Annotated in this window: 14 protein-coding genes; all 14 read left to right on the top strand. The window is 54.5% G+C overall.

The genetic code is table 11. The annotated features are described in order from the left end of the window. Nucleotides 1–31 precede the first annotated feature (31 nt). The 14 genes from dpaA (at nucleotide 32) to IC803_RS10760 (ending at nucleotide 16,043) form a co-directional block, all read left to right on the top strand. Entirely contained in the window at nucleotides 32–937 is a 906-nt protein-coding gene (gene dpaA / locus IC803_RS10825; protein WP_020959398.1) for a dipicolinic acid synthetase subunit A, read from the top strand. Further along, nucleotides 934–1,542 carry a dipicolinate synthase subunit B gene (locus IC803_RS10820; protein ID WP_020959399.1) on the top strand — a complete coding sequence of 203 codons (609 nt, stop codon included), beginning with the start codon at nucleotides 934–936 and terminating at the stop codon, nucleotides 1,540–1,542. Before dpaA ends, IC803_RS10820 begins: the two co-directional genes overlap by 4 nt. A 119-nt stretch (nucleotides 1,543–1,661) precedes the next feature. Beyond that, on the top strand, nucleotides 1,662–2,705 hold the full coding sequence (asd, locus tag IC803_RS10815; RefSeq protein WP_081206917.1) for an aspartate-semialdehyde dehydrogenase: 1,044 nt from the start codon (nucleotides 1,662–1,664) through the stop codon (nucleotides 2,703–2,705). 20 nt (nucleotides 2,706–2,725) lie between these two features. After that, complete coding sequence (gene dapG / locus IC803_RS10810) at nucleotides 2,726–3,979, top strand: aspartate kinase (RefSeq protein ID WP_081206918.1); 1,254 nt, start codon at nucleotides 2,726–2,728, stop codon at nucleotides 3,977–3,979. 5 nt (nucleotides 3,980–3,984) lie between these two features. Then, nucleotides 3,985–4,860, top strand: coding sequence for a 4-hydroxy-tetrahydrodipicolinate synthase (gene dapA, locus IC803_RS10805; RefSeq protein WP_081206919.1), 876 nt, complete (start codon nucleotides 3,985–3,987; stop codon nucleotides 4,858–4,860). Nucleotides 4,861–5,033: 173 nt separating this feature from the next. After that, a complete protein-coding gene (locus tag IC803_RS10800; protein WP_081206920.1) occupies nucleotides 5,034–6,704 on the top strand; it encodes a ribonuclease J in 1,671 nt (556 codons plus the stop codon). Nucleotides 6,705–6,820: 116 nt separating this feature from the next. After that, on the top strand, nucleotides 6,821–7,558 hold the full coding sequence (locus tag IC803_RS10795) for a ClpP family protease (RefSeq protein WP_081206921.1): 738 nt from the start codon (nucleotides 6,821–6,823) through the stop codon (nucleotides 7,556–7,558). Then, nucleotides 7,555–7,779 carry a YlzJ-like family protein gene (locus IC803_RS10790; RefSeq protein ID WP_081206922.1) on the top strand — a complete coding sequence of 75 codons (225 nt, stop codon included), beginning with the start codon at nucleotides 7,555–7,557 and terminating at the stop codon, nucleotides 7,777–7,779. Before IC803_RS10795 ends, IC803_RS10790 begins: the two co-directional genes overlap by 4 nt. A gap of 108 nt (nucleotides 7,780–7,887) precedes the next feature. Further along, entirely contained in the window at nucleotides 7,888–10,212 is a 2,325-nt protein-coding gene (locus tag IC803_RS10785; RefSeq protein ID WP_081206924.1) for an FtsK/SpoIIIE family DNA translocase, read from the top strand. A 209-nt stretch (nucleotides 10,213–10,421) separates the two neighbouring features. Beyond that, a complete protein-coding gene (locus tag IC803_RS10780; RefSeq protein ID WP_081206925.1) occupies nucleotides 10,422–11,153 on the top strand; it encodes a GntR family transcriptional regulator in 732 nt (243 codons plus the stop codon). 82 nt (nucleotides 11,154–11,235) lie between these two features. After that, entirely contained in the window at nucleotides 11,236–12,327 is a 1,092-nt protein-coding gene (locus IC803_RS10775; RefSeq protein ID WP_081206926.1) for a BMP family lipoprotein, read from the top strand. A gap of 183 nt (nucleotides 12,328–12,510) precedes the next feature. Next, the gene (locus IC803_RS10770) at nucleotides 12,511–14,040 is read left to right on the top strand and encodes an ABC transporter ATP-binding protein (protein WP_081206927.1); all 1,530 of its coding nucleotides are present in this window, start codon (nucleotides 12,511–12,513) and stop codon (nucleotides 14,038–14,040) included. Beyond that, nucleotides 14,037–15,083: an ABC transporter permease gene (locus tag IC803_RS10765; RefSeq protein ID WP_081206928.1), complete on the top strand. Its 1,047-nt coding sequence runs from the start codon at nucleotides 14,037–14,039 to the stop codon at nucleotides 15,081–15,083. The genes IC803_RS10770 and IC803_RS10765 overlap by 4 nt, the downstream gene beginning before the upstream one ends. Next, on the top strand, nucleotides 15,084–16,043 hold the full coding sequence (locus IC803_RS10760) for an ABC transporter permease (RefSeq protein WP_081206929.1): 960 nt from the start codon (nucleotides 15,084–15,086) through the stop codon (nucleotides 16,041–16,043). Nucleotides 16,044–16,137 lie beyond the last annotated feature (94 nt).

The following is a 16,137-nucleotide window of genomic DNA, read 5'->3' as shown; positions in this document are numbered from 1 at the left end:
AGTTTGCCAATAAAGAAGGTGAGCGTACAACATGATGCTGACAGGAATGCATGTCGCCATCATCGGCGGCGATGCGCGGCAGCTTGAAGTCATTCGCAAACTCGTCGAACTCGATGCGAAGTTATCGCTCGTCGGTTTTGATCAGCTCGCCCACCATTTTACCGGGGCGGTGAAGCTGCCGATCGACGAAGTCGATTTGGCCGACTTGGATGCGATTATTTTGCCGGTTCACGGTACGACGTTGGACGGAAAGGTAAACAGCGTCTTTTCCCACGAGCCGATTCCGTTTACGGAAGAGATGGTGCAAAAGACAGCGAAACGGTGCACAATTTACTCCGGCATCAGCAACTCGTATTTAGACGAACTGATGAAAAAAACCGGGCGCAAATATATCCAGCTGTTTGAGCGCGACGATGTCGCCATTTACAACTCCATTCCGACCGCCGAAGGAACGATCATGATGGTCATTCAGCATACCGATTTTACGATTCACGGCTCGCACGTTGCCGTCCTCGGGTTAGGACGCGTCGGCATGACCGTTGCCCGGACGTTTGCCGCCCTAGGGGCGAAAGTGAAAGTCGGGGCGCGCCGGTCGGAGCATCTCGCGCGCATTACAGAAATGGGGCTCGTGCCGTTTCATTTGAACGATTTGGAAAAAGAAGTGCGCGATATTGACGTCTGCATTAACACCGTGCCCCATTTGATCGTGACAGCGAGCGTCATCGCCAAAATGCCGGCCCATACGCTGATCATCGATTTGGCATCAAAGCCGGGCGGCACCGACTTCCGCTACGCCGAAAAGCGCGGAGTCAAAGCGATCTTGGCGCCCGGGCTGCCGGGGGTAGTGGCGCCGAAAACGGCCGGGCAAATTATCGCCAACGTCCTTGCGCAACTGTTATATCAAGATTTACAAAAACGGGAGGAGAATAAGCGATGAGCGGAAACAGCTTAAAAGGGAAACGGATCGGCTTTGGCCTCACCGGGTCGCACTGCACGTATGACGCCGTGTTCCCGGAAATTGAAAAACTCGTCAATGAAGGGGCGGAGGTGCTGCCAATCGTCACGTACACGGTGAAGACGACAAACACCCGGTTTGGCGAAGGGGAAGAGTGGGTGAAAAAACTCGAGCAATTGACCGGGAACGAGGTGATTGACACGATTGTCAAGGCCGAACCGCTCGGGCCGAAAATTCCGCTCGATTGCATGGTTATCGCCCCGCTGACCGGCAATTCGATGAGCAAGCTGGCGAATGCCATGACCGATTCCCCGGTGCTTATGGCCGCCAAGGCGACGATGCGCAACCACCGCCCGGTCGTGCTCGGCATCTCGACAAACGATGCGCTCGGTTTAAACGGCGTCAACTTGATGCGGCTGATGGCGGCAAAAAACATTTATTTCATTCCGTTCGGCCAAGACGCTCCGCACGCGAAACCGAACTCGATGGTAGCGCGCATGCCGCTCCTCCGCGATACGGTGCTCGCCGCCCTTGAGGGGAAACAGCTGCAGCCGGTCGTGATCGAGCGCTTCCGTTACAATGATTAAAGGCCATCGCGGAAAATCGGCGCCGCGTAGAAAAATTTTCTCTCGTCCGCAGCGGAATGTGATAAAATAAAGACTATGAATTCACTTCTAAGAGTGACGATGTGGAAGGAGAATGGGTGATGGCTCAAAAACAATATCATGTTGCTGTCGTCGGAGCAACGGGGGCAGTCGGGCAACAAATGGTGCGGACGCTCGAAGACCGGAACTTTCCGGTCGGAACATTAACGCTGTTATCATCGGAACGTTCGGCAGGCAAAAAAATGCGTTTCCGCGGCGAGGAAATTGAAGTGCAAGCGGCGGCGCCCGAGCGTTTTGATGGGGTGGACATCGCCTTGTTCAGCGCCGGCGGGGCGGTATCGAAGGCATTGGCACCGGAAGCGGTTCGGCGCGGGGCGATCGTCATCGACAATACGAGCGCGTTTCGGATGGAAGAAAATGTGCCGCTTGTCGTCCCGGAAGTGAATGAAAGCGACTTGACGTGGCATAACGGCATTATCGCCAATCCGAACTGCTCGACGATCCAAATGGTCGTGGCGTTGGAGCCGATCCGGAAGGCGTTTGGTTTAGAGCGCGTCATCGTTTCAACGTACCAAGCTGTTTCCGGGGCTGGGGCGCAGGCTATCGAAGAGCTGCGTGCGCAGACGAAGGCTGTGCTCGAAAACAAGCCGGTTGAGGCCAACATTTTGCCGGTGAAATCGGATCGGAAACATTACCAAATCGCGTTCAACGCCATCCCGCAAATCGATAAGTTCCAAGACAATGGCTTTACATTTGAAGAGATGAAAATGATTAATGAAACGAAAAAAATTATGCATATGCCCGAGCTGAACGTCGCGGCGACGTGCGTACGCATCCCGGTGGCGAGCGGTCACTCGGAATCGGTGTACATCGAAATTGAACGAGACGGCGTCACCGCTGCCGATCTGCAGGCGGTGCTTCGCGAAGCGCCGGGCGTCGTTTTGCAAGATGACCCGAACGAGCAGCTGTATCCGATGCCGGCGGATTGCGTCGGAAAGTATGACGTCTTTGTCGGCCGCATTCGCCGCGACCTGGACAATCGCCGCGGCTTCCATCTATGGATCGTTGCTGACAACTTATTAAAAGGAGCAGCCTCCAACTCGGTGCAAATTGCAGAAAGTTTATTGAAGCTCGGGCTGATTTGAATAAGCATCGAGGTGTTAGCATGAAAATCATTGTCCAAAAGTTCGGCGGCACGTCCGTCCGCGATGAGCGCGGGCGGAACTTGGCGCGCCGCCATATTGAAAAAGCGCTTGAAGACGGCTACAAAGTCGTCGTTGTTGTCTCGGCCATGGGCCGCTATGGCGATCCGTACGCGACCGATACGCTTCTTAGCTTGATCGGCGGCGCCGGCCATCATGTGACGAAGCGCGAACAAGATCTATTAATGGCGTGCGGGGAAATCATTTCAAGCGTCGTATTTAGCAACTTGCTGAACGAACACGGCATTAAGGCGACGGCGTTCACTGGCGCGCAAGCGGGATTCCGCACGAACGGCGACCATACGAACGCGAAAATTCTCGAAATGCGCTGCGACCGGCTGCTTGAGGCGCTCGAGCAATACGATGTCATCGTCGTCGCCGGCTTTCAAGGGGTGGCGGAAAACGGCGACATCACGACGCTTGGCCGCGGCGGAAGCGATACATCGGCGGCGGCGCTCGGTGCTGCTTTAAACGCCGAGTGGGTCGATATTTTCACCGATGTCGCCGGCGTCATGACCGCCGACCCGCGCATCGTCGAAAGCGCCCGGCCGCTTGAAGTCGTCACTTACACGGAAATTTGCAATATGGCGTACCAAGGAGCGAAAGTCATTCATCCGCGCGCGGTGGAAATCGCCATGCAAGCGAAAGTGCCGTTGCGCGTCCGTTCGACGTATTCCGATGCGCCCGGAACGCTTGTCACTTCATCGGTTCGGGGTCAAAAAGGAAGCGATGTGAAAGAGCGGCTCGTCACCGGCATTACGTATGTCGCCGACGTCACGCAAATCAAGGTGCTGGCGAAAGAGGGGCACTATGAACTGCAATCTGATGTGTTCCAAGCGATGGCCCACGAAGGGATCAGCGTCGACTTTATCAACATTTCGCCATACGGCGTCGTTTACACAGTAAGCGGCGACATGACGGAAAAAGCGATTGCCGCTTTGCGCCGCGTCGGTTATGAGCCGGTGGTGACGCCCCGCTGCGCCAAAGTGTCGGTCGTCGGCGCCGGCATTGCCGGCGTGCCGGGGGTGACGGCGAAAATTGTCACCGCTTTATCGGAGCAAGGCATTCAAATTTTGCAATCGGCCGACAGCCATACGACGATTTGGGTGCTAGTGAGGCAGGACGATATGGAAAAAGCGGTTAACGCCCTGCACGACGCCTTTTGTCTGTCCGAGGCGGAGGCGGGCGGATACGAAGCGATTTGGAACGAGGAGTGAAAACAGTGGTTCAGTTCGGAAACATCGTAACGGCGATGGTGACACCATTTGACCAGAAAGGAAACCTTGATTTAGCAAAAACGACGGAGCTTGTCAACTATTTGCTCGACAGCGGCACGGATGCGCTCGTTGTCGCCGGCACGACCGGCGAATCGCCGACCTTAACGGCGGAGGAAAAAGTCGCGTTGTTCCGTCATGTCGTTTCTGTCGTCAACGGCCGGGCGCCGGTCATTGCCGGAACGGGAACGAACGATACGCGCGCGTCGATCGAACTGACGAAGCGGGCGGAAGAAGCAGGCGTTGACGCCGTCATGCTCGTTGCGCCGTATTACAACAAACCAAACCAGGAAGGGCTGTACCAGCATTTTAAAGCGATCGCCGAAAGCACGCCGCTGCCGGTCATGCTGTATAACGTGCCGGGGCGCACGTCAGTCAATCTCGCCCCTGAGACCGTCATCCGGCTCGCGGCGATTCCAAACATCGTCGCCGTCAAAGAGGCGGGCGGCAACTTGGATGCGATGGCGGAAATCATTGAGCGGACCCCCGACGATTTCTTGTTGTATAGCGGTGATGACAGCTTGACGCTTCCGGTATTGGCGATCGGCGGCGCCGGCGTCGTCTCGGTCGCTTCGCACATTATCGGCAACGAAATGCAGCAAATGATCCGCGTCTTCCAAGCGGGTGATCACAAGGAGGCGGCGGCGCTGCACCGGAAATGGCTGCCGCTGATGAAAGGGCTGTTTGCGGCGCCAAGCCCGGTGCCGGTGAAAACCGCGCTGCAATTGCGCGGATTGGATGTCGGTCCGGTGCGCCTTCCGCTCGTTCCGCTCACTGAGCAAGAACGGGGCGAACTCAGCCGTTTGCTCAGCGCTTTGTCATAACATCAACACCGACGCATCCCCCAACGCTGCTGTTTGCGCGTTGGGGCGTTTTTTTCTTCGCCGCAAAATCGTCTCCCTGCTTAGGAACAATCTTGTGTTTTTCAGCGCCGATTCGTTATAATAAAAGCAAGTGACTTTGAGCGGGTTAGCATCATGATTGGGAGGACGCAGCCTTGAAATCAAAAATAAAACCGGTAGAGAAAATACGTATTTTTGCCCTTGGGGGAGTCGGAGAAATCGGCAAAAACATGTATGTCGTCGAATTGGACGAGGACATTTTCGTCCTCGACGCCGGGGTCATGTATCCGGAAGATGAAATGCTTGGCATCGACAAAGTGATTCCGGATATTACCTATTTAATTGAACGGCAGCATCGCATCCGGGCGATCTTTCTCACCCACGGGCATGAGGAACATATGGGGGCGATCGCCTACGTGCTCAAGCAGCTGTCCGCGCCGGTATACGGCACGAAGCTGACGCTCGGTTTGGTGGAAGCCATTTTAAAAGAGCAAGGTGTCACGAACGCCAACCTGAACGAAATTCACCCCGACGCCGAACTGTCGTTTGACAAGGCGAAAGCGACGTTTTTCCGCACGATTCACAGCATCCCCGATTCTGTCGGCATCAGCTTGCATACATCGCAAGGGGCGATTGTGTACACGAGCGATTTTAAATTTGACCAAACACCGTACGGCAACAACCGCGCTGACTTGGGGAAAATGGCGCAAATCGGCGAGCAAGGGGTGCTATGCTTGCTGTCGGACAGCACGAACGCTGAGCGCCCCGGATACAGCGGCTCCGATGCAGCTGTCGCCCATGAGATCGCCGATGTGATCGGCCATGCGAAGGGGCGGGTGTTTGTCGCCTGCTATGCCTCGAACATTACGCGCATCCAGCAAGTGCTTTATGCTGCCCATCAGTACGGGCGCAAAGTGGCGGTGATCGGCAAAACGCTGCATAAAGTGATGGACATTGCCGTCCGCCTCGGGTATTTGCATCTTCCGGATAAGGTGACGATTTCCGCTCATGACCTCGACCGCTATGGCGATCAAGAGCTCGTCATTTTGACAACCGGCGGGCACGGAGAGCCGATGAGCGCGCTTTGGCGCATGGCGCGGCAGGCGAACAAGCAAGTGAACATCAAGGAAGGGGATACCGTCATCGTCGCCGCTTCCGTCATGCCGGGCTATGAGCTCGGATTCGCCAAAACGATTGACGCCCTGTACCGCGCCGGGGCGAACGTCATTTACCGCGACCGGCAAGTGCACGTGTCCGGGCACGGTTGCCAAGAAGAATTAAAGTTGATGCTCAATTTAATGAAGCCGAAATATTTCATTCCGGTGCACGGGGAGTATCGGATGCAAAAGGCGCACGCTCGCCTGGCGAAAGCGGTCGGCATCTCGGAAGAGCGGACATTTTTGCTCGATAAAGGCGAAGTGATCGAATTCCGCGGCGGCACCGCCCGCCCTGGCGGCAAAGTGCCGTACGGCAACATTTTAATCGACGGCCTTGGCATCGGCGACGTCGGCAACATCGTGTTGCGCGACCGGCGCCTATTGTCGCAGGACGGCATTTTGATCGCGGTCGTCACGCTCAACAAAGAAGCGAAAACGATTGCGGCCGGCCCGGAAATCATTTCGCGCGGCTTCGTGTACATGCGCGAGTCCGAAACGCTGCTTGAGGAAGCGGAACAAATGGTGGCGGCGATCATCAAGCGTTGCCTTGAGTCGTACATGCTTGAATGGTCGTCATTAAAGGCAAACATTCGCGAAGCGCTAAGCCAGTTTTTATTTGAGAAGACAAAGCGAAAACCGATGATTTTGCCCATTATTATGGAAGTATAATGCAATCATGCTCAAAGTCCACGGGGAAATGCTGGAAACGGTCAGCCGTTGCCGGCATTTTTCTTTTTCCTTTCGGCCATACTAAACGTATGACCAACAGAAAGGAGAAGAAATGGATGGAGAAGGAGCGTTACTTCCAGGAAGAGACGGGAGAAAAAGCAGAAACGAAAACGGAAGAAGCGACCGCAGCCATTACCCAGCTCGGGCAAACGAACGTCCCGCAAATGGAGCCGGATACGAACATCCACTGTTTGACGATCGTCGGCCAAATCGAAGGCCATATTCAGCTGCCGCCGCAAAATAAGGCGACGAAATATGAACATGTCATTCCACAAATCGTCGCCATTGAGCAAAATCCGAAAATCGAAGGGCTGCTCGTCATTTTAAACACGGTCGGCGGCGATGTCGAGGCCGGGCTCGCCATCGCGGAAATGCTCGCTTCGCTCTCGAAACCGACCGTTTCTGTCGTGCTCGGCGGCGGCCATTCGATCGGCGTGCCGATCGCCGTGTCGTGCAGCTATTCGTTCATCACCGAGACGGCGACGATGACGATTCATCCGATCCGTTTAACCGGGCTTGTCATCGGCGTGCCGCAAACGTTTGAGTATTTGGATAAAATGCAAGAGCGCGTCGTCCGTTTTGTGACGAAGCATTCCAATATTAGCGAAGAAAAATTTAAAGAGCTCATGTTTTCAAAAGGAAATTTAACGCGTGATATCGGCACGAACGTTGTTGGTCCTGACGCCGTCCGATACGGACTGATCGATGAAGTCGGCGGCGTGTCGCAGGCGATGGCGAAGCTGCGGCAATTGATCGAGATGAAAAAAGGCGGCGAAGGGAAGATGATCCAATGATTTTATATACAATCATGCCCGAACACTTGCTGTTCCCGGTCGATGCGGCCGTCTATGAAAAGCAAAAAAGGGTGTATTACGACGGCATTCCGTTTCTTGTCCAAATGACGGAAACGGGTGAATATGAAATCGTGCAAAATTTAAGCACAAACCCGTACCACTTTTTAAACGCCAACTATGCACCCGGGGCGCGGTTTCCGATTTCCGCGGCAACATCGTAATGAATTATTCGGCCGTTCATGATATAATAATAGGGAAACAGAAAAAAGCAGCCATTGTTGGCTGCTTTTTTCCGGCTTGCCAATTCATTCATGCTGGAGTGAGCAATTATGGCGAAACGAAAGCGACAAAAAAAGGGAAAGCCGCCAAAGAAGCCGTTGTGGACGGAGGCGATTCGCTTTGAACTGATCGGCCTTGGGCTGCTGGCCGTTGCCGTCGTGGCGATGGCCCGCCTCGGGCTCGTCGGAGAAACGCTTGTGCTGATCAGCCGCTTTTTTTTCGGCGAATGGTACATGCTATTAGTGGGCGGTTTATTCATTTTATCGTTCATCCTAATGTGGAAACGGGAGTGGCCGTCATGGGCAAGCCGCCCGTTTGTCGGCGCTTCGGTCATCGCGGCGGCGCTCTTGCTGTTAAGCCATGGGAAGCTGTTTGAACTCATGTCGCGGCGCGGTGAACTTGACCCAAGCGTCATTCGCACGACATGGGCGCTGTTTTGGAACGAGGCGAACGGCAAGGCGTCCGCTGCTGATTTAGGCGGCGGGATGGTTGGCGCGTTGCTGTTTGCCGCCAGCTACCAGCTATTTGATGCGCTTGGGACGAAATGGATTTGTTTTCTTTTGTTCGTCGTCGGCTTTATCGTGCTGACCGGAAAATCGCTGCGCGAGACGGCCGGCAGACTCGTCGTCTTGGCGGCGGCCTTTATACGCCAAGAATGGCTGGCGTTTGTCGGGGATTTGAAGCAATGGCTGGCAGGACGAAAACGGCGGACGAATGCCAGACGAAACCGGCGTTCGCGGCGGGTGGCCGTCCAGCCGGAAGATGAGCCTGCTGAAGCCGGCGCCGCCGAACCGGAGAACGAGCTCCTTTCCCCGCCGCCGATCATATCCGATTTTGCCGCCGTCCGGTCGACGGTCGAACTCGAGGAAGAGAGGCAGCCGCCGGCTGAAGGCGGCGATGGCGGGAGCGGGGATGCGCCGCCGCTGGCGTTTTCCGAGCACGAAAACACAAACTACGATTTGCCGCCGCTTGAGCTCCTCCGCCTGCCGAAACCGGCTGGGCAATCGGCCGACCATGCCAACATTTACGCCAATGCGCGCAAGTTAGAGAAAACGTTCCAAAGCTTTGGCGTCAAAGCGAAAGTGACGCAAGTGCATCTCGGCCCGGCGGTGACGAAATACGAAGTCTACCCGGACGTCGGGGTGAAGGTGAGCAAAATCGTCAGCTTAAGCGACGATCTGGCGCTCGCCCTAGCGGCGAAAGACATTCGCATTGAAGCGCCGATTCCCGGCAAGTCGGCGATCGGCATTGAAGTGCCGAATGAAGAAATCGCCACCGTATCGCTGCGCGAAGTGCTTGAGGCCGTCGAACATACACGATCCGAGGCAAAGCTCTTAATCCCGCTGGGGCGCGACATTTCCGGGGAAGTCGTTGCCGCTGAATTGAACAAAATGCCGCACTTATTGATCGCCGGCGCCACCGGCAGCGGCAAAAGCGTCTGCATTAACGGCATTATCGTCAGCCTGCTCATGCGCACGAAGCCACATGAAGTCAAGCTGATGATGATCGACCCGAAAATGGTCGAGTTAAGCGTGTATAACGGCATTCCCCATTTGTTGACACCGGTCGTCACCGATGCGAAAAAAGCGGCCCAGGCGCTGAAAAAAGTCGTCCAAGAAATGGAGCGGCGCTATGAGCTGTTTTCCCATACCGGCACGCGCAACATTGAAGGGTATAACGAACATATCCGCCAACAGAATGAAACGGTGCCGGAACAGCAGCCGCTCCTGCCGTACATCGTCGTCATCATCGATGAGCTCGCTGATTTAATGATGGTGGCGTCGTCGGATGTCGAAGAAGCGATCACGCGCTTGGCGCAAATGGCGCGCGCCGCGGGCATCCATTTAATCATCGCCACCCAGCGCCCGTCTGTCGACGTCATTACCGGCGTCATTAAGGCGAACATCCCGTCGCGCATCGCCTTTAGCGTCTCATCGCAGATCGATTCGCGCACCATTTTGGATATGGGCGGGGCGGAGAAACTGCTCGGCCGCGGCGACATGCTGTTTTTGCCGATGGGGGCCTCAAAGCCGGTGCGCGTCCAAGGGGCGTTTGTATCCGACCAAGAGGTGGAGGAAGTCGTTCAGTTTGTCATCGGCCAGCAGCAGGCACAATACTATGAGGAAATGATCGTCCAAGAGGGGGAGGCGAGCTCCCCGGCACTCGAAGATGATCTGTACGAGGAAGCTGTCCGCCTTGTCGTCGAAATGCAAAGCGCCTCCGTTTCGATGCTGCAGCGCCGCTTCCGCATCGGCTACAACCGCGCCGCCCGGCTCATCGACGCCATGGAGGAGCGCGGCGTCGTCGGCCCGTATGAGGGGAGCAAGCCGCGCGCCGTGCTTTGGTCAAAAGAAGATTTAAAAAAGACGTCATAAACGGAGAAGCAGGCAGGCTCATTTCACCTGCCTGCCCAACGGTATATCATATTGGAAGCGTTGCCAATCCTATTTCTTTTTTTTCGACAAAATTTGATTGACCCTATTTATTTGACCGGTAAAAAATGATATAGTAATCTCAAAAAGGTTATATGTCTAATGTCAGAGGTCTGATCTCAGGGGAAATGCAGAACGTGGAGGACGTTGTCATGTCAATCAAATCAGACAGCCGCCATCTTTACCTGCAAGTCATCGACCGGATTAAACACAATATTGAAACCGGAGTATACAAAGAACGGCAAAAGTTGCCATCTGAGTTTGAGCTCGCCAAGCAGCTCGGGGTCAGCCGAGCGACGTTGCGGGAGGCGCTTCGGGTGCTTGAGGAGGAAAACATCATCATCCGCCGCCATGGCGTCGGAACGTTTGTCAATGCCCGTCCGCTGTTTACGTCCGGCATTGAGCAGCTCACAAGCGTCACCGACATGATCCGCCAAGCCGGACGCAAGCCGGGGACGATTTTTTTGTCTTCCTCCATTCAGCAGCCGACGGAAGACGATATGCGCCGCTTTCAATGCCGCCCGGACGATGAGATTTTGCTGATCGAGCGGGTGCGCACCGCCGATGGAGAGCCGGTCGTCTATTGCCTTGATAAAATTTTGTGCAAATATTTGCCGAAAGGCATTTCGTATGAGCATGAGTCGCTGTTTGAAAACTTGCACAATCAGGCGCACCGCGATATTGCCTATGCCATCGCGCGCATTGAGCCGCTCGGCTATCACGAAAAAGTGTCGCCGATTTTGCAATGTGACCCGGAAACGGCCTTGCTCGTGCTCAAACAAATGCATTTCGATAAAAACGATGAGCCGATTTTTTACTCAACGAACTACTTCCGCTCCGACAAGTTCATCTTCCACGTCATGCGGAAACGATTCGGTTTTTAAGGGGGTGAAATCGGTACATAGAAAGAGAGCGGAAGTTTCATACTAATTAGGAACAAATTTTTCAAGTAGGGGGTAATGGATAATGAAAAAGCGATTCGGATGGGCGCTCTCCGTTTTGTTCGCTGCGGGTACGCTGCTTTCTGCCTGCGGCGGCCAAGGAGGCGGCAATGCAGGGGGCAATAAGGAAGATACGTTCAGCGTTGCTATGGTCACGGACGTAGGCGGCGTTGACGACAGATCGTTCAATCAGTCAGCTTGGGAAGGGCTGCAAAAGTTCGGCAAAGACAACGGCCTTGAGAAAGGGCGCGGCGGCTATGACTACTTGCAGTCCGCCAGCGATGCCGACTATGTGACGAACTTAAACAAACTCGTGCGCAGCGACTTTGATTTGATTTACGGCATCGGCTATTTGATGGGCGATGCGGTGAAAGAAGTCGCCGAGCAAAATCCGAAAAAACATTTTGCCATTGTTGATACGGTCGTTGATGCGCCGAATGTTGCCAGCATCACGTTTAAAGAGCACGAAGGGTCGTTTCTTGTCGGTGTTGTTGCCGGATTGATGACGAAAACGAATAAAATTGGCTTTGTCGGCGGGATGGAAATTCCGTTGATTGAGAAGTTCGAAAGCGGATTCCGGGCCGGCGTCAAAGCGGTCAACCCGAAAGCGACCGTCGAAGTGCAATACGCCGGTGCCTTCGACCAAGCGGATAAAGGGAAAGCGATCGCCTCGAGCATGTACGCTTCCGGCATTGATATTATCTATCACGCGGCCGGCGGGACTGGAAACGGTGTCTTCTCGGAAGCGAAAGATTTGAAGAAGAAAGATCCGAACCGCGAAATTTGGGTCATTGGCGTCGATAAAGACCAAGCTCCGGAAGGCGAAGTGAAAATCGGCGACAAAACGTACAACGTGACGCTCACCTCGATGGTGAAACGGGTCGATGTGGCCGTTTACGACGTTGCCAAACGGGCGCAAGCAGGCGACTTCCCAGGCGGCCAAACGATTGAGTACGGCTTGCCAGAAAACGGGGTCGGCATTGCTCCGACGCAAGACAACATCCCGGACAATGTGCTAAAGGCGGTTGACGAATGGAAGGAAAAAATCGTTAATGGTGAAGTGAAAGTGCCGACGAACCGGAAAGAATACGAACAATTTGCCGCAACGGTGAAATAAGGAAAGTGGAAAAAGGCTAGTGCGCGCCGCTAGCCTTTTTCAAAATCACGAAATGAAGGGCGGCCTATATATAGGGAGCGATTTGTTCCGCAACGATATGATACGCTTTTTTGTTGTATCTATCTAAATGCTGCCGCCTCTCATTTTGTGATTTTGACCTTGCTGAAGTAGGGAGTGAATGGCTTGGAATATGTAATTGAAATGCTCAATATTCGCAAAGTGTTCGGCACGTTCGTCGCCAATGACAACATTACGCTGCAGGTGAAAAAAGGGGAAATTCATGCCCTCCTTGGCGAAAACGGCGCCGGCAAATCGACGCTGATGAACGTGCTGTTTGGCCTCTATCAGCCGGATGGCGGGGAAATCCGCGTCAAAGGGAAGCCGGTGCGCATCACCGACCCGAATGTCGCCAACGACCTTGGCATCGGGATGGTGCACCAGCACTTTATGCTCGTCGATACGTTTACAGTGACGGAAAACATCATTTTAGGCAGCGAGCCGACAAGGACGGGAACGATCGACATGAAGCGGGCTGAACAAGAAGTGCGCGAACTGTCGGAGCGGTATGGACTGGCGGTTGACCCAACAGCGAAAATCGCCGATATTTCCGTCGGCATGCAGCAGCGCGTCGAAATTTTAAAGACGCTCTATCGCGGCGCTGACATTTTGATTTTTGACGAACCGACAGCCGTCTTAACGCCGCAGGAAATCCGCGAGCTCATCGAAATTATGCGCACGCTTGTCCGCGAAGGAAAATCGATCATTTTAATTACGCACAAGCTCAAAGAAATTATGGAAGTGTGCGATCGAGTCACCGTCATCCGCCGCGGCAAAGGAATCGCAACGCTTAATGTTGCCGAAACGAATCCGAACGAACTGGCGGCGCTCATGGTCGGCCGCGAGGTGCAGTTTACGGCCGAAAAACGGCCGGCCGAACCGGGAACGCCGGTGCTCGAAATCGAAAACTTAGTCGTCAAAGACGCCCGCGGGGTCACCGCGGTCAACGGCTTGAACTTGACGGTGCGCGCCGGTGAGATCGTCGGCATCGCCGGGGTCGACGGCAACGGGCAAACCGAGCTGATTGAAGCGCTAACCGGCCTGATTAAGGCGGAATCAGGAACCATTAAGCTGAACGGCCAAGAGATTACGAACTTGCCGCCGCGCCAAATCATTGAAGCCGGCGTCGGCCATATTCCGCAAGACCGGCATAAGCACGGGCTTGTGCTTGATTTTCCGATCGGCGAAAACATGGTGCTGCAAACGTACTATAAGCCGCCATATTCGAAACTGGGCATCTTAAACTTTCAAGCGATTTACGAAAAAGCCCGTCAGCTCATCCGCGAGTTTGACGTACGCACGCCGGACGAATATACGAAAGCGCGGGCGCTATCCGGCGGCAACCAGCAAAAAGCGATCATCGGCCGCGAAGTCGACCGCAATCCGGACTTGTTGATTGCTGCCCAGCCGACAAGGGGGCTTGATGTCGGAGCGATTGAGTTCATCCATAAGCGGCTCATCGAGCAGCGCGACCGGGGGAAAGCGGTGTTGCTCGTTTCGTTTGAGCTTGATGAGGTCATGAACGTCAGCGACCGGATCGCCGTGATTTATGAAGGGAAAATTGTCGCCATCGTTGATCCGAAAGAAACGACGGAACAAGAACTCGGACTGCTGATGGCTGGAAGCAAACGGAAGGAAGCAGGTGTGTCGTCATGAGGTCGAATCGTCTCCAGCAATTTTTGATTCCATTGTTGGCCGTTTTGCTCGGCATGATCGCCGGCTCGGTCGTCATGCTCGCAAGCGGCTACAATCCGGTCGCCGGTTTTGGCTCCCTCATATATGGGGCGTTTGGTGATGCGTATTACATCGGGGAAACGATCCGCCAGACGACGCCTTACATTTTAACGGGGCTGGCGGTAGCCTTTGCTTTTCGCACCGGCTTGTTCAACATCGGGGTTGAGGGTCAGCTCATCGTCGGCTGGCTGGCCGCCGTTTGGGTCGGCGTATCTTTCGACTTGCCGAAGATCATCCATTTGCCGCTTGCTATTTTGGCCGCCGCTTTAGCTGGGGCGCTATGGGGATTGCTTCCGGGCGTATTAAAGGCGTACGTAAAAGTGCATGAAGTCATTATTACGATTATGATGAACTATATCGCTTTGCACGTAACGAACGCCATCATCCGTTCCGTGCTGTCGGATGAAGGGTTCAAGTCCGACCCGGTCAAGGAAAGCGCCTCGCTCCAATCGGAATTTTTGGAGTCCATCACGTACCACTCGACGATGCACTACGGCATTTTGATCGCCATTGCCGCCGCGTTTGTCATGTGGTTTTTGCTTGAACGAACGACGAAAGGATTTGAGCTGCGGGCGGTCGGATTCAACCAGCATGCCTCACAATATGCCGGCATGAACGTGCGCGCCAACATCATTTTAGCCATGGTCATCTCCGGCGCCTTTGCCGGCGTGGCCGGGGCGATGGAAGGGCTCGGCACGTTCGGCAACATTTCGACGAAAGCCGGGTTTACCGGCCTTGGGTTTGACGGCATTGCTGTTGCCTTAATTGGCAGCAACAACGCGTTTGGCATTTTGCTTTCCGCGTTGCTGTTCGGCGCCTTGAAAGTCGGGTCGCTTGAGATGCCCTCGGGCGCCGGCGTGCCAACGGAACTCGTCGATATTATTATCGCGCTTATTATTTTCTTTGTCGCATCCAGCTATATGATTCGCTGGCTGTTATCTCGTTGGCAAAAGGGGGCGGAGTAAGTGAACGTGTATGACGTATTGCAAACGATTATCCCGACAGCGATTTTCTTTGCTGCTCCCCTTATTTTCACCGCGCTTGGCGGCGTGTTTAGCGAACGGTCCGGCGTTGTCAACATCGGGCTTGAAGGGCTGATGATCATCGGTGCGTTTATCGGCGTTGTTTTTAATCTAACGTTTGCCGACCAGCTCGGCCCGTTGACGCCATGGCTCGCCTTGGTGGCAGCCATCGTGGTCGGCGCATTGTTTTCTTTGCTCCATGCGGTCGCATCGGTGACGTTTCGCGCCGATCAAGTCGTCAGCGGGGTGGCGATCAACTTTTTGGCCCTCGGCTTGTCGCTGTTTTTGGTGAAAAAAATGTACGGCAAAGGGCAAACAGATCAAATTCAAGTCGGATTTGACAAAATTGACGTGCCGGTGTTAAGCGATATTCCGGTCATTGGCCCGCTGCTGTTTTCCAATGCGTACGCGCCGTCGTATATCGCGATTATTTTGGCGTTCGTGTCTTGGTATGTCATTTATAAAACTCCGTTTGGCCTTCGGCTGCGCGCCGTTGGCGAACATCCGATGGCGGCCGATACGATGGGGATTAACGTCGCCCAAATGCGCTATATCGCCGTCATGATCAGCGGAGCGCTCGGCGGCCTAGGCGGTGCGGTGTATGCCACGATCATCTCCCGCGACTTCAGCCATGCAACGATTTCCGGGCACGGATTTATGGCGCTCGCGGCGATGATTTTTGGCAAATGGCATCCGATTGGTGCGATGGGGGCGGCGCTGTTTTTCGGATTGGCGCAAAGTTTAAGCATCGTTGGACAAACAATTCCGTTTTTAGAAAACGTTCCGACGGTGTATTTGCTGATTGCCCCTTATGTGCTCACGATTTTAGCGCTCGCCGGCTTTATCGGCCGTGCCGAAGCGCCGAAAGCGGCCGGCACGCCATATGTGAAAGGAAAACGATAAGCAGGCAGGCTGTCCGAACAAAAACGGGCAGCCGCTTTTTTGTTGGTCCGGCGGAGAGGAGCGATGGATTTATTTGCATTTTCCGCTTGGCAAA

Origin of the sequence: Geobacillus sp. 46C-IIa (genome assembly GCF_014679505.1) — a bacterium.
Classification (GTDB): Bacteria; Bacillota; Bacilli; order Bacillales; family Anoxybacillaceae; genus Geobacillus.
The sequence above is the reverse complement of the archived record's forward strand: the minus strand, read 5'-3'. Positions and strand labels throughout refer to the sequence as shown.

Bases quoted from the DNA above. Each gene is read 5' to 3' on its own strand.
- dpaA (WP_020959398.1), top strand. From the start codon at position 32: ATGATGCTGACAGGAATGCATGTCGCCATCATCGGCGGCGATGCGCGG.
- IC803_RS10820 (WP_020959399.1), top strand. From the start codon at position 934: ATGAGCGGAAACAGCTTAAAAGGGAAACGGATCGGCTTTGGCCTCACC.
- asd (WP_081206917.1), top strand. From the start codon at position 1,662: ATGGCTCAAAAACAATATCATGTTGCTGTCGTCGGAGCAACGGGGGCA.
- dapG (WP_081206918.1), top strand. From the start codon at position 2,726: ATGAAAATCATTGTCCAAAAGTTCGGCGGCACGTCCGTCCGCGATGAG.
- IC803_RS10795 (WP_081206921.1), top strand. From the start codon at position 6,821: ATGGAGAAGGAGCGTTACTTCCAGGAAGAGACGGGAGAAAAAGCAGAA.
- IC803_RS10790 (WP_081206922.1), top strand. From the start codon at position 7,555: ATGATTTTATATACAATCATGCCCGAACACTTGCTGTTCCCGGTCGAT.
- IC803_RS10785 (WP_081206924.1), top strand. From the start codon at position 7,888: ATGGCGAAACGAAAGCGACAAAAAAAGGGAAAGCCGCCAAAGAAGCCG.
- IC803_RS10780 (WP_081206925.1), top strand. From the start codon at position 10,422: ATGTCAATCAAATCAGACAGCCGCCATCTTTACCTGCAAGTCATCGAC.
- IC803_RS10775 (WP_081206926.1), top strand. From the start codon at position 11,236: ATGAAAAAGCGATTCGGATGGGCGCTCTCCGTTTTGTTCGCTGCGGGT.
- IC803_RS10765 (WP_081206928.1), top strand. From the start codon at position 14,037: ATGAGGTCGAATCGTCTCCAGCAATTTTTGATTCCATTGTTGGCCGTT.